Here is a 19,167-nt window from a genome sequence, read left to right as displayed (position 1 = left end):
TTTTACATGATTCAGCGATAATTTTCTATGAGTTTCTTATAATTGCCTCGTTTAAACGGTTTTTTCTAAAAAAATAATAGCACTTGATCCGCCAAAAGCCTTCTTATCATCCATTATACGCTATTTAAACCCTACTAATTATTGGACTCAACCTCTAGCTCCTTTGTTACATATGCTGATTGATTATAATCATAAACTTAGAAAAAGGCGGCTTTTAATCGCCGCCTTCCTCAGTGTCATCATGCTGTTCATCGTTGAAATAGAGGCGTATGGTGGAACCTTCTTTGATTTTTGTACCAGGAAGAGGCGATTGTTTTACAACTGTATCTCCTTGTCCACTAGCTTCAATTTGAAGGTTAATCATCATCTCACCTAACTCCAATTTTGTTATACCTACTAAATCAGGTACTTCTAAAAGCGGTGTATCTGGCCAAGCATACTCTTTTTCTACTTGATCTTTCCTAGGTTCAACTCCCATAGCTCGTAAGCTATCACCAATAATGTTACCAACAATCGGAGCAGCTACAACACCACCAAATTGGACCGTGCCTTTCGGATTATCAACAGCTGTATAAACGACAATCTCAGGGTCGTCAGCTGGTGCAAAGCCAATAAAGGAAACAATATGGTTGTTTTCTAGATATTTACCACCTTGAGCCTTCTGGGCTGTTCCTGTCTTACCTCCTACTCTATACCCTTCAACAAATGCATTCTTACCTGACCCTTGAGCAACTACGGTTTCTAATGCTCTGCGAATCTCAGTTGATGTCTCTTTTGATATTACCTTTCGTTTCGCTTCAGGTGTGACTTGTTTTAGGACATCGCCTGTTTTAGAATCCACGATTTCTTTAGCAATATATGGTGTATACAATGTTCCACCGTTTATAGCTGCAGAAATGGCGGCAACTTGCTGAATGGGTGTGACTGATACCCCTTGACCAAATGCCGTTGTCGCTTGCTCTACTGGTCCTACTTTATCTAAGTTAAATAGTATTCCTGTAGATTCCCCTTGTAAGTCAATCCCCGTTTTTTCTCCAAAACCAAAATCATGAATATATTTAAATAAAGTGTCTTTTCCTAACCGTTCACCAAGATTAACAAAACCTGGGTTACAAGAATTTTGTACCACTTCTAAATAGGTTTGTGAACCATGTCCACCTTTTTTCCAACAGCGAAGCTTGGCTCCGCCTACTTCTACATAACCTGGATCGTGAAAATGATCATGATCTAGATCAACTTTCCCCTCTTCCAATGCGGCTGCCAATGTAATAATTTTAAAAGTTGATCCTGGTTCGTAGGAGCTCCAAATAGGTAAATTACGATTATACACATCTGCAGATACATTACGAAAATTTGCAGGATCAAATGTCGGTCTACTAGACATTCCGAGAATTTCTCCTGTATTCGGATCCATCGCAATCGCTATTAATCCATCTGGATTATACTTAGCCTCTGCATTGTCAAGTTCTCTTTCAATAATTGTTTGTACTTTTGTATCAACAGTTAACTTTAATGTATCACCGTCAACGGGTGCTTGATAATCATCAGCCATATCATTCATTCTCTGTCCTTTTGCATTTGCATAAAACTTAACCGATCCTTTTTCTCCACTTAGTTCTTTATCGTAGTATAATTCTAGACCCATCAACCCTTGATTATCAACGCCAGCAAAACCGAGCACATGGGATAGATAATCACCAAACGGATAATGCCTTTTAGAATCCTCACCGATATATACACCATCTATATTTAATGACCTTACTTCTTTTGCTTTTTCATGGGTGATTTTTCTGCCACCAGTAATTCTTACACTCGATTGTTTCTCTGTAATTTCTTCAAATACTTTTTCTTTAGATAAATTAAGCGTAGCGGCTAACTTTTCAGCAGCATCGTCAGGCTCGGTAATTTGTCTCGGGACGACGTAAACCGTTGGAGCACTTACATTGGTTGCTAAAGCGACTCCGTTCCGATCAACAATTTCCCCTCTTTCTGGCTCAAAAGGGATATTCCTACTCCATAATTCTTTGGCTCCATCTGTGAGAACATTTCCTATAAAAAATTGGACATAGCCCAAGCGAACATCAATAATTAAAAAAACAAATAACCCAATAAATAATGCAGCAATTAATCTTTTTCGAACGGTTACATTAGATACACGCATAAATGGAACGAACCCTCCTTTTTTATCTGGCTCGTTCCATTTTATGCTTGTACATTATTTTTAGAACAGAAGCTCGTCTTTAACTTCTACTGTTCGCTCGCACTTTTATCATCTTTCAGTTCTTCTCCCTCATTAGTAGAGGTTTTCTTTCCACTTTGTTGAAAATCTACGATTAAGTATTCATTCTCTTTTATAGCGCTTCCTGGAGCTAGATTTTGCTTGACAGCAAAACCGTTGCCCACACTGTTAAGCTTAAGATTAGATAGCTTAACGAACTTCATCACATCTCTCATCGACCAACCAGTTAAGTCTGGAACAGTAAGCTTCCCATCCGTTTTAAGAATAACCTTTTCACCTTCTAACACACTTTCTGTAGCGCCTGGTGATTGTTCTACAACCTTTTTACCCTCACCGATAATAATTGGCTGCATACCATTTTTCTCCAATGACTTCTTCGCTTCTTCAACAGATTTTCCTTCAAAATTCAATCCTTTACTCACTTGAAGTTTATCGTAGTCAGTAGGTTCAATACTTAAATAACTTAAGCTATTCTTCATAACCGGTTTAAAAATTTCTGAAACAGGATCGCTGCCTGTTTCTGTATTTTCAAGCTCCGGTTGCTGAACAGCCACATATACTAGTAATTCAGGGTCTTCAGCAGGTGCCATTCCTAAAAAGGAGAACACATAATTTTCTCGCCCTGTAATATAGCCACCACCCTCTTTGGGTATTTGTGCTGTTCCTGTTTTACCAGCTACTTTGTAGCCATCAATTTGATAATGGTTATGGCCTGTCCCATTCTCAGAAGAGACAACCGTTTCCAATACCTTTCTAACTTCCTTGGCTGTATTCTCAGAAATCGGTTGACCCTTAATCTCTTCTTTTGCTTCTTTTACCACTTTATCATTGTTTGGGTTAATTATTTCACTTATTACATGAGGCTGCTTCATAGACCCATTACTAGCAATAGCAGTCGCCGCTTGTATTTGTTGAATGGGTGTAATAGCGGTTCCTTGACCATAAGCCGTTGTTACTTTTTCAAATGGCCATTCGTAAACGATTTTCCCTCCAGCTTCATTAGGTAAATCAATTCCGGTTGGTTCTTCAAAACCAAATTTCGTCAAGTATTCTCGATATGTTTCATAGCCTAGTTGATCTTTTACCATTTTCGCTATCGCTACATTAGAAGAACGTTGAATGCCTTCTAAATACGTAATTGAACCCCATCCTTGTCCATTATTATGGTCTCTTACTGGTGGAGATTTTTCCGTAACCTTATACGTACCAGATTCGAAGGTTGCATTAGGTGTAAATACCCCTTCCTCAATTGCCGCTGCTAACGTAAAAGCTTTCATTGTTGAACCTGGTTCAAACGAATCCTCAATAGCGAGATTACGCCATGTTTGGTCAATGCCTTCCCGTGTTTCTGGATTAAATGTAGGTCGTTGGCTCATCGCAAGAATTTCGCCTGTTTTCGGGTCAGCGACAACGGCGACCATCTTTTCTGGGTCATACTTTTCACTTACTTTGCTCATTGCTTCTTCTAAAAAGATTTGAATTTTATTATCGATTGTTAAATATACATCATTTCCGTCTTCTGCTTTTTCTACGACTTCTTCACCATTTGGTAATAAGTATCCCCAAATATCTTTTTCATAAGAAAACTTGCCATCTTCCCCTAACATTAAATCATTCAAGCTCTTCTCTAAGCCCATAATTCCTTTGTCTTCGAGTTTTCCATCTTCACCTTCTACGGAATCAACATACCCGATAAGATGCGAGGCAAAAGTTCCATTAGGGTAAAAACGGATGGTTTGCGGTTGAAAAACAATACCTGGCAACTCTAACTCTTCTATTTTCTTCTTTTGACTAACTGTTAATTTTTGACCTGCACGGCCGAATTCCACTTGGAATAACTGTTCATCCTTGCCTCGCCTCTCATTGATTGTTAATCTTTCGTAGATTTCAGACTCTTCCATATCAATGACTTCAGCTAATTGCTTTGCCGTCTCATCTGGTTCAACCACATGTTTCGGATTATCTTTATTTTTGGTCATTTTTTCTGATAAGACGGCAACTAAAGTGTAAGCTGTACTATCCTCAGCAATGACATTGCCATTACGATCGTAAATTGTCCCACGTTTAGATTCAATGGTTGTTGAACCTTGGTACAACTGTTCAGCTTGTGCAGCAATGACTTTACCACCCGCTTCACCAGACACTTGAATAGAGATAAACCGGAAAAGCAAGACAAAAAAGAGCAGACTGAATATCATAAACAATATCGCTGCTCCAACATTCATATTTCTTTGCTTCTTATACATTACTCACCACCAACAACCTTAGGAGATTCATTCATTTCAAAGCCAGATTTTTCAGCTGCTTGTTTTACACGGTCTGGACGACTTAATTCCTCGATTTGCATTTTTAAATCACTATTCACACTCTGTTGTTCAGTGATTGCTTTTTGCGTGTCTTGAATTTCCGCATTTACTTCATATAAACCTGCTTGATTTGAAATAATTGTTGTGGCGCCAAAGAAAACTGCACCCGCAAATACGATACCCATTATTTTTTCTCCAGGCGAGAGCAATGATTTACGATCTTTTATTTTCTTTTTTGGCGCTTGAGCCGGCTGATTAGATACATGTTGTTCTTGCTGTAGTTTACGAGCTACATTCTCCATATTTCCCCTCCTGAGTGTGTATCTTTTATTTTATATTTTTTCTATAATCCTGAGTTTAGCTGAACGAGATCGATTATTATGGGATAACTCCTCTTCAGATGGAATAATAGGTTTTCTGTTCACTAATTTCATCTTAGGTTGATATTCATCAGGAATAACCGGCAGTCCCGGTGGTAGATCTGGGGTTGAGCTGGCCTCTTTAAAAGCCGCTTTACAAATACGATCCTCTAACGAGTGGAATGTAATAACACTCACTCTCCCACCACTTTTTAGCAAGCCCATCGCTTGCTCTAATGACTGCTCGAATACCCCTAATTCATCATTAACAGCAATGCGTATCGCTTGGAAAATCCGCTTAGCTGGATGACCCCCTTTTCTTCTAGCTGGGGCAGGTATGCCTTCCTTGATCAAATCTACTAATTCACCTGTTGTTTTTATCGGCGCTTTTTCTCTTGCTAACTCAATTTTTCTTGCAATTTGTTTAGAAAATTTTTCTTCACCATATTTAAAAAAGATTTTCACAAGTTCGTTATATGACCAATGGTTGACAACATCATAGGCTGAAACCTCCGCTTGCTTATCCATTCTCATATCGAGCGGAGCGTCATGATGATAACTAAAACCTCTTTCCGGTGTATCCAATTGAGGAGATGAAACACCTAGGTCATACAAAATACCATCCACTTCAGAAATCCCTCTTGCATTCAATTCTTCCTTTAAATGACTAAAATTACTTTTTACCAGTGTCACTTGCCCACTGTACTTAGCAAGTTTCTCCTTCGCATTCTCAATTGCCGTTTCATCTTGGTCAAAAGAGAATAATCTTCCTTCACTTGAGAGCTGTGATAATAAATATTCACTATGCCCAGCTCCACCTAAAGTACAATCCACGTATATCCCATTTTCTTTCACATTTAGTCCATCTACGGTCTCTTTTAAAAGTACTGTTGTATGATTAAACATTGTTGCTCATCCTTCCCAACCTGTAATTGTGTGTAAAAGTCCCCTTATGTATTCATTCGGGTTAGGCCTTGTTTAAATATCAAAGCCAATCATATTTTCTGCAATTTCAGCAAAAGATTCTTCTGACTCTGCAAAATATTCTTCCCAAAGGCTTCTACTCCAAATCTCAATTCGGTTGGAAACACCTAATACGACACATTCTTTATCTAATTTTGCATATTGCATTAGTGGGGAAGCGATATTTACTCGTCCTTGTTTGTCAATTTCACATTCTGTTGCACCCGAGAAGAAAAATCGGGTAAAAGCGCGGGCGTCCTTTTTTGTCATGGGTAAAGCTTTAAGTTTCTCTTCAAGCTCTTTCCATTCTGTTAAGGGATAACCAAATAAACATTGATCCAAACCTCGTGTTAATACAAATGTCTCTCCTAAGTTCTCACGAAATTTAGCAGGTACGATTAAGCGGCCCTTTGTATCAACATTATGATGGTATTCTCCCATAAACATACCCGCTTCACCCACTTTCTAACACAAATGTACCACATTCCCCCACTTTCCTCCACTATTTTAAATGATTCGCTCACGTCCAATAAATTCCTGCTGTTTTTTTATTTTTCAAATATTTTTCTTTCGCTATCTTTTTACAAAAATATTTGCTTTTTTTACCTTATCCATTTCATTTTGAATTAAGCTGAAAGAGAATTGTCAAAAGAAGAAGATTCGTTAGTCACACATTTTAAAAATCGACAAAGACATATTCTTACGGACAACTACAAAATCTTCCCTTGTCGTTTGGCTAGCCTAAACCTCTCCCACCTTTTATGTGCCTATTATTTTACTTTGTGCACAAAAAAAGACTTAAATCCTCCTCTAATATTGAGAAGTATTTAAGTCTTTTGCTTTATACCTTCATCACTTTATGCGTACCATCAAAAGGTAGTTCATGATCGAGAATCCGGGAGAAGAATGATAAACCATACTTATTGATAAAATAAAGTCCATTCCAAACCCTTTCTTGTGGGATACCGTCTGGTTTTACGGAAGATTGGATACGATCAAATTTCGAGAGTATATTTGTATATTTTTGCTCAGTCGATTGTTTAAATTTAGTTTGTATAAATGCAATTTGCTTTTGTACAAGTGCTTGATTTTTTTCTACGAGTGGGTACATACCCTTTTCTTTCTCTGAAGTATAAGCTAACAACTGTTTGTAAGATTCTTCAATTTTCGCTTGTAATTCGCTTAAGATTTCATCTCGTTCTTTACTTTGGACTGATTGAAGAAATTGATTCTTTCGTTCTTCAGTACCATACATTAATACGTCTTCTAATTGTAATCCAAGCTCTGTCATTTCCGATTCAATTGCTCTCTCTAAAATCGTAAAATTCAAGCGCGGAACAAGTGGCGGCATTTTTAAAGAGAACTGCTCAAACACTTTTTGCAGTTCAGCCCAGTACGCGATTTCCCCTGGTCCAGCAATAAACGCTAATGTGGGGAAAAGTAATTCCTGTGTTAAAGGTCTTGTAACAACATTATTACTCAGTTTCTCGGGTGTTGTTTCAGCCATCGTTAACATTTCTTCTAATGTGAAGCTTATTTTAGCATCTGTATTCACAAAACATTGGGTTTGATGATTGTAATCAAGTAGGATTCTCTCTTTAAAAACTTCATCATAATAGAAGAGATTAGCAGCATTTTTACTAATTTCTAGCATTTTTGCATAACCATCAGCTTGTAATCTCTGTTGATTTTCAAGCACAGCTGTTGTCATTTTTGTCGCAGCTTTGATTTGCTCAGCTAATATGCCCTTTTCCAATTGTCTTAATTGCGCATTACCTGAATCAACCAATAAAAGACCATGTTCTTTAAACATCCCCATAATTAAATGAGCAAATATGTCTACATATGTTTTCGATTGTTCTATAGCCTTATGAATGAATGACATAATATCTTTTGTAAATGCGGTTTCACCAAATGACTCAATGATGTCGTCAACCCACTTGATACAAACATCTGAATCAATAGCGATATTTGATACCATCTTTTTATCATTCGGTGATTCTGGATAAACCAGCTTTTTCATTTGGTTGTTTTCATAACGATAAATATGGTTTACCTCTTGATAATCATGATCCTCACCAGCAATCCAAAAAACAGGTACAACAGGAATATTTAATTCCCGCTCTTTTTCCTTAGCAAAGGCAATGATAGAAATGACTTTATGTATGGAATAAAGAGGTCCAGTCATTATACCTGCCTGCTGCCCTCCAATAACAACTACACTTTTATCATCATTTAGCTTTTTAAGAGATTCTTGTACCTTCTCAGATGTTGGAAAGCCATTCATGAAATCACTTATATGACTTACTAGCTTATCTCGTGAAAAATTTCTCTGACCAAGTTCTTCTATACGTCTCTTTAAATCACTAATATGATTATAACGGTAGTGGAAGTATGGCTGAATTTTCTCATCTTGAGCAGTATACTCTGTTGCAAACCGATTAGTGGCCGGTATTGTGAGATGCAAAATCTCCATCTATGAACTTCCTTTCTAAACACATTTTCCAAGTATCTTTATGAGTATAGCATTGTCAGAAAAGAAAAGAAAAAAACTTTGCTTATGATGGGCTAGATTTTAACTTCTTTTGATTTCATCATTCATAATGATAATATATTTCCTTAGCCAACTAAAGAGTCTTTTTTAAAACATCAAATGACTAATTCTGTTAAAAATACCAATTGCTATTAAAACACAGTAAGCAGTGAGAAAAAACAAAAAATTAATGCGCCAATATCCTTTGAACAATTTACCGTAATCTATTTCTTGCTTAACCCGCCAATAATACAATAGATAAAGTATAGCAGTACTAATAAGGAAAAGAAAAATCAACCAAATGTATGAGCGATTCCAAATTGAAGCAATCATAAAATGGACAGAGAGAATGAGCAGCAATGTGCTAAAATCAAGAGCTAGATGTACAGATTTCTTATGCTTTTTCGTCACTTGTTTACAAATGATAAAAACGAGTAAATACCCTAGAAATGGTATAGTAATAAATGTCGCAATCATCGAGGATAAAAATACACTCAATCTTTCTCCCCCTTTTTCTCCATCCCCTTGATCATAAAATAACAAGATGTTAATAATGGTACACTTTCTTGATTTTTATTTGCTTGGGTAAGACAGTAACCAACAATTGCATCAACTTCTGTTTTCCTGCCTTCAACAATATCTTTAAACATAGATGATTGATTATGAGCAGTCTTCCTACAAATTGATACAACATATGCTTCAATCTCTTGACTATCTTTAATTGAAAGCGCAGCTGTTACTTCTGTAAATAAGATTTTAAATACTTTAAAATAAGATGGGTCTTCAATTAGTAAACCATTTCGAATCTTTAAAATGGCTGTTAAAGGGTTAATCACAGCATTTGAAACTAATTTTTTCAGCATGATGTCCTCATAGTTCTGATAAAGCATGAATGGAAAATCTTCGCTATTAGCCATTACATTTGAAAGTTGGATGGGTTCAGCATCTTCCGTTAAAGGAGCAAGCTTTGTTACTCCTAACCCCGTATGATTCACTTCATTTTTATTTACCTTTAGTGCACCATGTTCAACTGTACCAATATAGACTTGTTGATTTTTTAACCGTTCGAGCTTTTCTAAATGACCCATACCATTTTGCAGGAAGATAAATAACGTTTTTGTATGTATGCTAAGAGTGGCAAGGAGTGTGTCAAGGTGATATTCTTTTACAGCAACAAAGGTAATCTCATCTTGCCCTTTCCAATTATGTATATATTCAACATGAATACGTTCATTCCTCCGATTTTCTTTCGTATTTAAAAAGATACCTTCTAAGGAGATAATGTCCTTTTGCTCATCTGAACGCACATAAAGAGTAACCTCATGTTGTTTATTTAAATAGAAGGCATATAATAGTCCGATAGAACCTCCGCCAATAATCCCAATTTTCATCATTATCACTTCACTCACAATGTATTTAGTCTCATTTTAGCAAATTTCGCTATTGAAAGGTGAGACGATTCTTTTTTTCTTGAAAGTTTCATCTATTTTTCTTTTTTGTTTGACTAGGTATAACATAATTATTACTAAAAATTCTACATGCAAATAAACAATATAGATCTAAAAGAGTACATTCGTTTCACTTTTAAAATAAATAATGATATGAGGTAATACGAACATACTTGTGAATTTTTCAACATTTACGAAACCGATTAAACAAGAAAAGCGTATGCATAATAACGAAAGGAAATGATGATATGTATTTTCCATCAAAGAAAGATTTATGGTTGTCAATAATCTATTGGTTATGTGCATTGTTTTTTATTATTCCACCCATCTTCTTTCCAAACTTCGGTGTTTGGATAAGCCCATCGTTCCTAGATAAACAATGGATAAAAATCTCTACTTTATCGCTCATTGGATTATGTCTGCTGTGGATTTGGTTTAAGACAGGGTATACAATTAAAAGCGATGTTCTTACTATTCAATATGGCCCTTTTAGGTGGACAATCAAGTTAGCTGAAATACACATCGTTACGGAAACGAAAAACCCGTTTACAGATCCTGCTTTGTCTATTGATAAACTTGAAATTAATTATGGGAAGTTCAAAACAATTGCCATTTCACCTAAAAACAAAACTGAGTTTATCAATCAACTGAGAAAGCAAAACTTAAACATTAGCACCGATAAGATCAATTGGTAGATTGTACATTTCCAGAAATTCAATCAATAAATATCTATAAAAGAAAAAACCCTGATTACTCTCCTAAGAAAGGTCAGGGTAGGGTCTTTAAACTGGATTTACTGGGTGTTTTCTAGAAACGATTGGTATATCTTTTGTTGCGTATAACTCAAAGCGGTTAATAAGGGCACTTCTAAGCTCGCCTGGAGCGATAATATCATCTATAATGAGTTCCGATGCCAATTTATAAATATCAATTGTTTCCTTATATTCTTTTTGTTTTTCTTGTACATACGCAATGCGCTCTTTCATATCTTCAATTTCATTAATCTTATTAGAATAAACAGCATTAACTGCAGCCTCAGGTCCCATAACGGCTATTTGAGCAGTTGGTAAGGCAATACAGCAATCCGGTTCAAAAGCAGGTCCCGCCATCGCATACAATCCCGCACCGTAAGCTTTCCTGACAATAACTGAAATCTTCGGTACTGTCGCGGAACTCATTGCAGCAATTAACTTCGCACCATGTCTAATAATACCTGCTCTTTCTACTTTTGTGCCAATCATAAACCCTGGAACATCCGCTAGAAATAACAATGGAATATGATAAGCATCACATAGTGAGATAAACTTTGCTGCTTTATCAGCCGAGTCAACAAAAAGAACGCCACCCTTAACCTTTGGCTGATTCGCTATAATCCCGACTGGCTTTCCATCTATTCTCGCTATTCCAGTAATAAGTTCAGCAGCGAATAATTTCTTCATTTCAAAAAAACTATTCTCATCAACTAGTTGTTCAATACATTCATACATATCAAATGGGGCATTTTGATTCACAGGAATGATCTCTTCTAAAGACTTACCAGCTTTAGGCGCTACAGGTTCTTTAGTTGGAGGTAACTCTTGAAAATTCCCCGGAAAATAAGATAAATAGTTTTGTGCAACCGTAATCGCTTCTTCTTCACTGTATGCTAAGTAATCGCCACAACCACTAACAGAACAATGCATTCTTGCTCCGCCCATTTCTTCTAAGGAAACCTTTTCCCCAATCACTTTTTCCGCCATTCTTGGTGATCCTAAATACATAGAAGCATTCCCGTCTACCATAATGACAATATCACAAAATGCGGGAATATACGCGCCGCCTGCTGCAGATGGTCCAAATAGTAAACAAACTTGTGGTACAACACCTGAAAGTTTTACTTGATTATGAAAAATTCTCCCAGCACCTCTACGGTTTGGAAACATATCTAATTGATCAGTTATTCTTGCACCGGCTGAATCTACTAAATATAGCAATGGAGCTTTAAGTTTTTCAGCTGTTTCTTGAATTCGAATAATCTTTTCAACTGTTCTAGCTCCCCATGAACCTGCTTTAATAGTAGAATCATTCGCCATCACACAAACTGTGCGCCCATTAATCTTTCCTACTCCCGTGATGACTCCATCAGCTGGCAATCCTTCTTCACTACAGTTAGCAAACTTACCATCTTCTTCGTAAAAACCATCATCCAATAATAGTTCCAAACGCTTTCGTGCAAATAATTTATTTTGGCCTTCAAGCTTTTCGTGGTATTTAGGTGCACCACCTGCTTCAATTTTCTTTCGTCTCTCTTTTAAATCGTCTGTTAATGTTTGTATCGTTGTCATGATTTATCTCTCCTTATTCTAAAACTAATAAAGAATCGCCTTCATTTACAAAATCACCGATATTAACTTTTAATTCAGCTACTTTACCGCCTTCATTGCTCTCAACAGGAATTTCCATTTTCATACTTTCTAAGACAAGCACTTCCTGCCCTGCAGTAATTTCATCACCATTTGCAACTAACACATTAAGAACTGTACCTGCCATATTTGCTACGATTTCTTTCATTTTCTTTTCCTCCTTGGATGGTATTACTGTTTTTTTATTAAAGATTTATTTTTCAAAAAATCAGTTGTATATCTACCTTTACTAAAATCTTGATCAGCTAAAATTTCTACAAACAACGGAGCATTCGTTTTAATACCAGAAATTTCTAGATCATTAAAAAATTGTGCTGCCTTTTGTAATGTTTCCTCTCGATTCTCGCCATTTATAATACATTTCGCTATCATTGGATCGTAAAACGGAGTTACTTTAGAACCTTCAACATAGCCATAATCAATACGGATACCATCAAGGTTTCCCCATTTTAGTTTACTAATCGTACCAGGTGAAGGCATAAATGTAACGGGGTCTTCCGCATACAGGCGGAACTCCATCGCATGTCCAACTGATTTGATTTCACTTTGCTTAAGGGGAAGTTCATTTCCTTTAGCAATATCAATTTGCCATTCTACAAGGTCAATCCCGGTGATTTGTTCTGTGACAGGATGCTCGACTTGGAGACGTGTATTCATTTCAAGGAAGTAGAAATTCTCATCCGCATCGACGATAAATTCAACGGTACCAGCATTTTTATAACCTACGGCCTCTCCTGCTTTAATAGCAGTCTCAAGCATCTTATCCCTCGTTTTCATTGAAAGAGAAGGGCTAGGCGATTCCTCAATGACTTTCTGATGCCTTCTTTGAATAGAACAATCTCTTTCAAATAAGCTAACAATTTGTCCCTTATCATCACCAAATATTTGTACCTCAATATGACGACTACCCTCTATACACTTTTCTACAAATACTTCATCACTGCCAAAATATGCTTTCGCTCTTGATTTTGTCGAGGAGAAGGCATTTTTGAGCGCTTGCTCAGTTTCACAGCGCACCATACCGATTCCACCACCGCCCCCACTTGCCTTAAGCATAATAGGGTAACCATATGTTTCAGCTAAAGCCAGAGCAGCTTCAACTGTTACAACACCACTATTGCTACCGGGCACAATAGGTACACCCGCTTTTTCCATCGTTTGCCTAGATATAATCTTATCTCCCATTTTTTCAATTGTGTCAGGGTTTGGACCGATAAAGATAATACCTGCTGCATGAATTCTTCTAGCAAATTCTGCATTTTCCGATAAGAAACCATAGCCTGGATGAATGGCATCAACTTTCTCTGCTAAAGCTATTTGAATGATTTTCTCAACATTTAAATAAGATTGATTGACCGGTGGTGGTCCAATTAAAAATGCTTGATCTGCCTCAATAACAAAAGGCATCCCTTCATCTGCCTCTGAGTATATTGCTACCGTTTCGATCCCCAGTGCTTTACAAGTTTTAATAATTCTTAAGGCAATTTCTCCTCTATTGGCAATTAAAATTTTCTGCAATCATTTATTCTCCCTTCGTTCGTTGTTACATTAACCAAATGCAAATAAAATTAATTTATCGCAATATTCCCTATTTCTACAAGGTTCGCTCTTTTTCCTTCTTTTTTATTGAAAACGCTTACGTTTATTTTTGAACAATACATTTTTATGTCTTGAATGATAAAAGAATGACAGTTTACTAAAGAAATTTTCTTAATATTGTTATATAATGATATAGAGTAAGCGCATTCAATAAATTACATAGGTGTTTTAGGGGGATGAATCATGAGCTATAAAGTTGAAAGACTAAAAGTAAATTACAGAACCTTAGAAGATTTTAAAAAGTTTAAAGAATATGGTCTTCAAGAATTATCAATGCTCGAGGATCTCGAAGGCAATATAATAGAAAACGGAAGCCAATCGCCTTTTTATGGCATTTACTTTGGGGACCTACTTGTTGCCCGCATGAGTCTTTATAAAGTAGAAGCTAAATTCGACCGTTACTTCCAACCTTCTCATGATTATTTAGAACTTTGGAAGCTTGAAGTATTGAAGGATTATCAATCAAAAGGTTATGGAACAGCACTTGTTAACTTCGCCAAGAGCTTTAACCTACCTATTAAGACAAACACAAGAATTAAGTCAAAGGAATTCTGGGAAAAGATGGGCTTCACTTCAGCCCAATATGATATGGATAGGGATTTAGGGGAAAATCCTGTTCTATGGTTTCCCGAAGGTATGGTAAAGGAATCTTTAAAAGAAGACGAATAAACATAAATAGGCACTCCATTAGGATGGAGTGCTCTTTTATGTTTATAATTTAAAATAAAAATGGATAAGGAAATTTAAGTATAAATAGTATCAATAAATTGTAGGATAGAAACTAAACACGAACATTCTTTTCGCGATCGTCCGTTTTTAGTACAACCATTTTTCTTGCCTTCTCCATTATTTCTACAAGCGCCTTATAATCCTGCTCCAATGTTTGTATTTCTTTTAATAACCTTTCATTTTCAGCAGCTAAATAAAATGTTTGTTTTTCTAAAGAAATAATTTTCCCCTCATACTGAGATAATGAGTTTTTTTCAGCAGAATTGGCGTTTTCCGCTTGTTCAAATACAGATTTAAGGCTCTCTACAATTTCATTAAAGCTTAATTGCGGGTGGCTTGTTGAAACATGTTTATCTTTTGCCACCTCTTCAACAACCAATGATGTTAGTTCTGGGTCCTTTTTACGGTTCTTTAATTCTTTCCGTTGTTTCTTTGCTACATCTATCGCTTTCTTATATTGCTTTCTTACATAAGAGTTCCAACGAAACCCACACGCAGCACCTGTTCTTGATAGCTTTTTACCCACTTCTTCAAATGCTTGAAGTTGTGTTCCTCCCCCTCTTATCTGGCGAAGAACGACTTCAGCTAGCAAAACATCTTCATCTTGTGACCACGCATCTTGACGAGTAGAAGACATCCCTAACCCCTCCTAGTAGTGTTTTTATTTCATCTTATGCTTATACTAGAAAAGATAGACTTAAACATGGGATATTCACTCGTTTTCTTTATTTACTTATTTTTTGTTAAAAATTTATTTACCGCTTGATGATGACTTTCCATACTCCAAAGGGTCGAGCAAGTGCGAACTTCTTCTTCCATTCTTTTTTCTAATTGTGTGACCTTCCACTTACGAACAAGGATCTCTTTATAGGCAGATAAAACATTTGTATGAATTCTATTAATGTTGGCAAAGAATTGTTGCACTACTTCCATACTCACTTGATCATAAATAGCATGAATAAAACCTTTATTATACAAGTCTTCTGCCGGGAGTGGCCTAGCTTCCATCAGTAACTTTAAAGCAACTTCGTTCTCCAACTTCTCTAACAATAGGCTACCTCCGCCCCAACCTGTAGTAATGGCTAAAGTACCTTGAATAAAGCCCATTTTCGTTCCTTTTTTAGCGATGCGGAAATCACATGCTGTAGCTAGTTCACAACCACCACCTACTGCAGTTCCATTAATAAGGGCAATTGTCGGCTTGTTGAGTGTAGTGAGCTTATATAAAATCTTTGACATTTTAGATAGCATGTTATAGGCATCTTCTGCAGTGATCAAATTTTGAAAAGCGGATAAGTCACCACCAGAGCAAAAAGCACTCTCTCCTTCTCCAGTGATGACCAACCCTTTTATATTTGCTTCTTGTTTAGTCATTTTAATTACTTTAAGTAGGCCATCCATTACCTCATAATTAATGGCATTTCTCTTATGTTCTCTAGTAATCGTGAATACAAGCAAATTTTCTTCTTTATGTATTGAATAACTGCTCATTATCATCAAATCTCCTTTAAAAAGTATAATTTAACTAAAATAATTAGGAATCCGTTTTGCAAAGCATTTAGGTCCATTGGGCTTATACCTTGGTTTTTCATTATCATTTTTATGTTTGACGGGTTTAAATCCATTATTCCTACTGATTCAGCCTAATAAGATTCCACTTCGAAATGCAGTTCTTTCTCGCTCTAGTTCTCAAGTTGTAGATGCGTAATAGGTGATTACGGGTGCTCAAGAATACTCCACTGCATAACCTATCTACTTTTGCCAGCTAAATTGACAATAGAAAAAACGCTGAAGCTTTTATTGCTCCAGCGTTTTGTCATATGAAAAATTAGTTGTTTACAACTTCTTTTCCTTTGTAAGTTCCACAAGCTTTACAAACGCGGTGTGAAAGTTTCATTTCACCACAATTTGGGCATTCTACCATACCAGGAACCTGTAATTTAAAATGGGTACGACGTTGTCTTTTTGCAGTTTTAGATGTTCTTCTAAAAGGTACAGCCATTATTCCCACCTCCTTATAGAGATTTAGAGTCGTTCAAACTTGAGGATTAACTTCTATTAATAAAATAGAGTAGAAAAGACCTCTCTATATTTTGAACATACACTATGAAGAAAAAATTATTAAGACCAGCTTTCACTGTTTTCTTCCAGTTATGAATCAGAAGAATCCTTTTGATTAAGTAGCTGAGCAAGTCCAGCAAGACGTGGATCAATCTTTTCCGTTTTCTCTTGCTCGGAAATGACCTCCCAATCTTTTCCTGATTGAGGAGCGCCCTCTTCACCGCTATCATCGCAGAATACTTGCATAGGGACCTCAAGCACAAGCAGTTCATGTATAATAGGCATCATGTCTATTACATCACCTTGCACTTGATGAACTTCCTCTTCAGTTTCATAATCACTAGCTTTCAAGAGGAATGTTTCAATTGTTTCCACACTAATTGGATATTTAACGTCAACTAATGTGCGAGAACAAGGGAGAATCAAATGACCTTCCATTTTAAAATGGACAATCACTTTCTCAGAATCAATATCTGCTCGACCAGTAATTCTCATTGGTGATGCATCTCTGATTTCAGCATCCATTTTGATTACTTCATCAACATTGACGATTTCATCAAAAGAGAAGTCCTTGCTTCGATATTTCTGTAACTGACTTAAAGTCCATTTCATATAAATCACCCCAAGGCAACAAAGGTAATTATAGCTTTCATATAATTATTTGTCAATATTTTTTCTTTACAGTCAGAAGGTTATTGAAAAGAGATTCATTTATCTCATTTTCTCTTAGTATTGTAACCAATTTTGTTCAATTTGCAAACCTTTATCGTCGATTTATGTAAGCATTAGTGAAATTTTATTTCTTCATTTATAATTAAGATTTAAGAAGGAGTGGTTAACAGATGAAAGCTGTTGGTATTGTCGTTGAATATAATCCTTTTCATAATGGGCATGCCTATCAAGTAGAGCAAGCAAAAAAAGAAACAGGTGCAGACGTGGTGATTTGTGTGATGAGTGGTAATTTCCTGCAAAGAGGAGAGCCGGCAATCGTATCAAAATGGGCACGGGCTGAAATGGCATTGGCTGGTGGTTGTGACCTTGTTTTTGAACTTCCTTTTTCATTTGCGACATCTCAAGCAGATATATTTGCAAATGGAGCCATTTCAATACTCGATGCCACTCTGTGTCAATATTTATCATTTGGTAGTGAGCAAGGTAGTATACAGCCCTTTTTATCAACTTATCGTCAGTTACATCAACATGAAAAGGAGTATAACCAACTGATTAGAAATTATAGTAAAGAAGGCTATAGTTATCCTAAATCTGCATCTCTTGCTTTCCAACAATTGACCATCGATGAAGAAATAGTGGACCTAACTAAACCAAATAATATTCTTGGCTTCCAATACATAAAAGCTATAAAGCAACAAAATGCGAAAATGGAGCCAACAACCATCGCAAGAAAGAATGCCGAGTACCATGATGAAGACTTTAACTCATCAACCATAGCAAGTGCAACTAGCATAAGAAAAAAGATATTTTCTCAAGAAGCAAATATAGAAGAAACTTTTAAATATATGCCGAGAACCTCATATGAAGCCTTGCATTCGTATTATAAAAAGTTTGGAGTTCTGCATCATTGGGAACTGTATTGGCCTATGCTACAATACCGCTTGCTCAGTTCGTCACCTGCTCAACTTAGAGAAATTTATGAGGTTGAAGAAGGAATCGAATTCCGTTTAATCGAAGCGAGCAAGACTTCAACTTCTTTTCAAACATTTATGGAAGCAGTGAAAACAAAACGATATACTTGGACACGCATCCAGAGAATTTGTTTATATATACTTATCAATGCAGGTAAACAATCTATGTCACATTTAAAACAAGCACCATACCTTCGCCTCCTTGGTATGTCCAAAAAAGGAAGGGTTTACTTAAATAAATATAAAGGCGAGTTTAAGCTTCCTCTCATTTCTAAGGTCTCAGACAAAAATCGAGAGTCATTAGCACTAGATCTTAAAGCAACTAGAATATATGCGCTTGCAGCTAATTCTCCACAACAGCAGGAGCTTTTAAAACTTGACTTTAGCCAACCACCAATCATTTATGACAAATGATATAGATACGTGCCGAATGTTTACTGCGAAAAACAATGTTTGAGAGATGGTCGAATAAAACTGCTTTTGCTCGTCTATCTCTCATTTTTTTAATCTGGATGGACGCGAAATTCGATTGTGACTGCTATCTTGGCTTTTTTCACTACGGATAGACGCACTTTTCCCTTTTGTTCTGCTATCTTTATCATTTTAATTCTGGATGGACGCGCAAGACCGTTTTGCTTATCTATCTTGAAGTTTTCCACTCCAGATGTACATATAAATTCCTTTGATTGGCTATTTCTAGTTGACCGAGCTAGGTCCTTCTCCTCTTCATTCTTCACACTACTTGTACACCTAGGCAATAGAATTCGAATAAATTTACATAGATTGTATAATTTGGTGTTACTTATAACTAAGCAGAAATAAATCTCATAAAAAAAACGGAGAAATTCTGATGATTGAGCAGAATCTCTCCGTTTATACATTACA

19 protein-coding genes are annotated in these 19,167 nt (G+C 36.3%); 3 read left to right on the top strand and 16 right to left on the bottom strand.

Going from position 1 to position 19,167, the window contains the following annotated elements:
- Positions 1 to 214: 214 nt before the first annotated feature.
- The 8 genes from MHI57_RS00825 to MHI57_RS00790 form a co-directional block, all read right to left on the bottom strand.
- Positions 215 to 2,161 carry a stage V sporulation protein D gene (locus tag MHI57_RS00825; protein WP_095369618.1) on the bottom strand — a complete coding sequence of 649 codons (1,947 nt, stop codon included), beginning with the start codon at positions 2,159 to 2,161 and terminating at the stop codon, positions 215 to 217.
- Positions 2,162 to 2,247: 86 nt separating this feature from the next.
- Positions 2,248 to 4,485, bottom strand: coding sequence for a penicillin-binding protein (locus MHI57_RS00820; RefSeq protein ID WP_095369619.1), 2,238 nt, complete (start codon positions 4,483 to 4,485; stop codon positions 2,248 to 2,250).
- Positions 4,485 to 4,847, bottom strand: a complete 363-nt coding sequence (gene ftsL, locus MHI57_RS00815; RefSeq protein WP_095369620.1) for a cell division protein FtsL — start codon at positions 4,845 to 4,847, stop codon at positions 4,485 to 4,487. The genes MHI57_RS00820 and ftsL overlap by 1 nt, the downstream gene beginning before the upstream one ends.
- 30 nt (positions 4,848 to 4,877) lie before the next feature.
- Entirely contained in the window at positions 4,878 to 5,810 is a 933-nt protein-coding gene (rsmH, locus tag MHI57_RS00810; protein ID WP_095369621.1) for a 16S rRNA (cytosine(1402)-N(4))-methyltransferase RsmH, read from the bottom strand.
- Between the two features lie 72 nt (positions 5,811 to 5,882).
- Positions 5,883 to 6,314, bottom strand: a complete 432-nt coding sequence (gene mraZ, locus MHI57_RS00805) for a division/cell wall cluster transcriptional repressor MraZ (protein ID WP_095373480.1) — start codon at positions 6,312 to 6,314, stop codon at positions 5,883 to 5,885.
- Between the two features lie 394 nt (positions 6,315 to 6,708).
- Entirely contained in the window at positions 6,709 to 8,343 is a 1,635-nt protein-coding gene (gene bshC / locus MHI57_RS00800; RefSeq protein WP_340974446.1) for a bacillithiol biosynthesis cysteine-adding enzyme BshC, read from the bottom strand.
- A gap of 165 nt (positions 8,344 to 8,508) precedes the next feature.
- Positions 8,509 to 8,898 (bottom strand): DUF3397 domain-containing protein, encoded by a 390-nt coding sequence (locus MHI57_RS00795; protein ID WP_095369623.1) that lies wholly within the window; start codon positions 8,896 to 8,898, stop codon positions 8,509 to 8,511.
- Entirely contained in the window at positions 8,895 to 9,791 is an 897-nt protein-coding gene (locus MHI57_RS00790) for a 2-dehydropantoate 2-reductase (protein WP_340974443.1), read from the bottom strand. Before MHI57_RS00790 ends, MHI57_RS00795 begins: the two co-directional genes overlap by 4 nt.
- A 305-nt stretch (positions 9,792 to 10,096) precedes the next feature.
- On the opposite strand from MHI57_RS00790, the gene MHI57_RS00785 reads away from it, so the two are divergent.
- On the top strand, positions 10,097 to 10,543 hold the full coding sequence (locus MHI57_RS00785; RefSeq protein ID WP_340974441.1) for a PH domain-containing protein: 447 nt from the start codon (positions 10,097 to 10,099) through the stop codon (positions 10,541 to 10,543).
- Positions 10,544 to 10,630: 87 nt separating this feature from the next.
- On the opposite strand, the gene MHI57_RS00780 is transcribed toward MHI57_RS00785, so the two are convergent.
- Genes MHI57_RS00780 through MHI57_RS00770 form a run of 3 tightly spaced genes read right to left on the bottom strand, consistent with a single transcriptional unit; the run spans position 10,631 to position 13,768 of the window.
- On the bottom strand, positions 10,631 to 12,172 hold the full coding sequence (locus MHI57_RS00780) for an acyl-CoA carboxylase subunit beta (RefSeq protein ID WP_307314581.1): 1,542 nt from the start codon (positions 12,170 to 12,172) through the stop codon (positions 10,631 to 10,633).
- A gap of 13 nt (positions 12,173 to 12,185) precedes the next feature.
- On the bottom strand, positions 12,186 to 12,398 hold the full coding sequence (locus MHI57_RS00775; protein WP_095369626.1) for a biotin/lipoyl-binding carrier protein: 213 nt from the start codon (positions 12,396 to 12,398) through the stop codon (positions 12,186 to 12,188).
- A gap of 23 nt (positions 12,399 to 12,421) precedes the next feature.
- On the bottom strand, positions 12,422 to 13,768 hold the full coding sequence (locus tag MHI57_RS00770) for an acetyl-CoA carboxylase biotin carboxylase subunit (protein ID WP_340974433.1): 1,347 nt from the start codon (positions 13,766 to 13,768) through the stop codon (positions 12,422 to 12,424).
- A 264-nt stretch (positions 13,769 to 14,032) separates the two neighbouring features.
- Between MHI57_RS00770 and MHI57_RS00765 the strand changes: the two genes are divergently transcribed.
- The gene (locus tag MHI57_RS00765; protein ID WP_095369628.1) at positions 14,033 to 14,518 is read left to right on the top strand and encodes an N-acetyltransferase; all 486 of its coding nucleotides are present in this window, start codon (positions 14,033 to 14,035) and stop codon (positions 14,516 to 14,518) included.
- Between the two features lie 112 nt (positions 14,519 to 14,630).
- Here the strand turns inward: MHI57_RS00765 and MHI57_RS00760 are convergent, their stop codons facing one another.
- The 4 genes from MHI57_RS00760 to MHI57_RS00745 all read right to left on the bottom strand — a co-directional run bounded on the left by MHI57_RS00760 (position 14,631) and on the right by MHI57_RS00745 (position 17,251).
- The gene (locus tag MHI57_RS00760) at positions 14,631 to 15,215 is read right to left on the bottom strand and encodes an RsfA family transcriptional regulator (RefSeq protein ID WP_095369629.1); all 585 of its coding nucleotides are present in this window, start codon (positions 15,213 to 15,215) and stop codon (positions 14,631 to 14,633) included.
- A 92-nt stretch (positions 15,216 to 15,307) separates the two neighbouring features.
- Positions 15,308 to 16,069, bottom strand: coding sequence for an enoyl-CoA hydratase/isomerase family protein (locus MHI57_RS00755; RefSeq protein WP_307314590.1), 762 nt, complete (start codon positions 16,067 to 16,069; stop codon positions 15,308 to 15,310).
- A 337-nt stretch (positions 16,070 to 16,406) separates the two neighbouring features.
- Positions 16,407 to 16,580, bottom strand: a complete 174-nt coding sequence (gene rpmF / locus MHI57_RS00750) for a 50S ribosomal protein L32 (RefSeq protein ID WP_095369631.1) — start codon at positions 16,578 to 16,580, stop codon at positions 16,407 to 16,409.
- A gap of 149 nt (positions 16,581 to 16,729) precedes the next feature.
- Positions 16,730 to 17,251 (bottom strand): YceD family protein, encoded by a 522-nt coding sequence (locus MHI57_RS00745; RefSeq protein ID WP_095369632.1) that lies wholly within the window; start codon positions 17,249 to 17,251, stop codon positions 16,730 to 16,732.
- A 230-nt stretch (positions 17,252 to 17,481) separates the two neighbouring features.
- Between MHI57_RS00745 and MHI57_RS00740 the strand changes: the two genes are divergently transcribed.
- The gene (locus tag MHI57_RS00740; protein WP_307314596.1) at positions 17,482 to 18,696 is read left to right on the top strand and encodes a nucleotidyltransferase; all 1,215 of its coding nucleotides are present in this window, start codon (positions 17,482 to 17,484) and stop codon (positions 18,694 to 18,696) included.
- Positions 18,697 to 18,785: 89 nt separating this feature from the next.
- Here the strand turns inward: MHI57_RS00740 and MHI57_RS00735 are convergent, their stop codons facing one another.
- Entirely contained in the window at positions 18,786 to 19,019 is a 234-nt protein-coding gene (locus tag MHI57_RS00735; protein ID WP_095369633.1) for a hypothetical protein, read from the bottom strand.
- Positions 19,020 to 19,167 lie beyond the last annotated feature (148 nt).

Origin of the sequence: Cytobacillus sp. FSL K6-0129 (genome assembly GCF_038007625.1) — a bacterium.
In the GTDB taxonomy this organism is placed as follows: Bacteria; Bacillota; Bacilli; order Bacillales; family Cytobacillaceae; genus Cytobacillus; species Cytobacillus kochii.
Note: the sequence above shows the minus strand (reverse complement) of the source record. Positions and strands in the feature narration are given on the sequence as shown.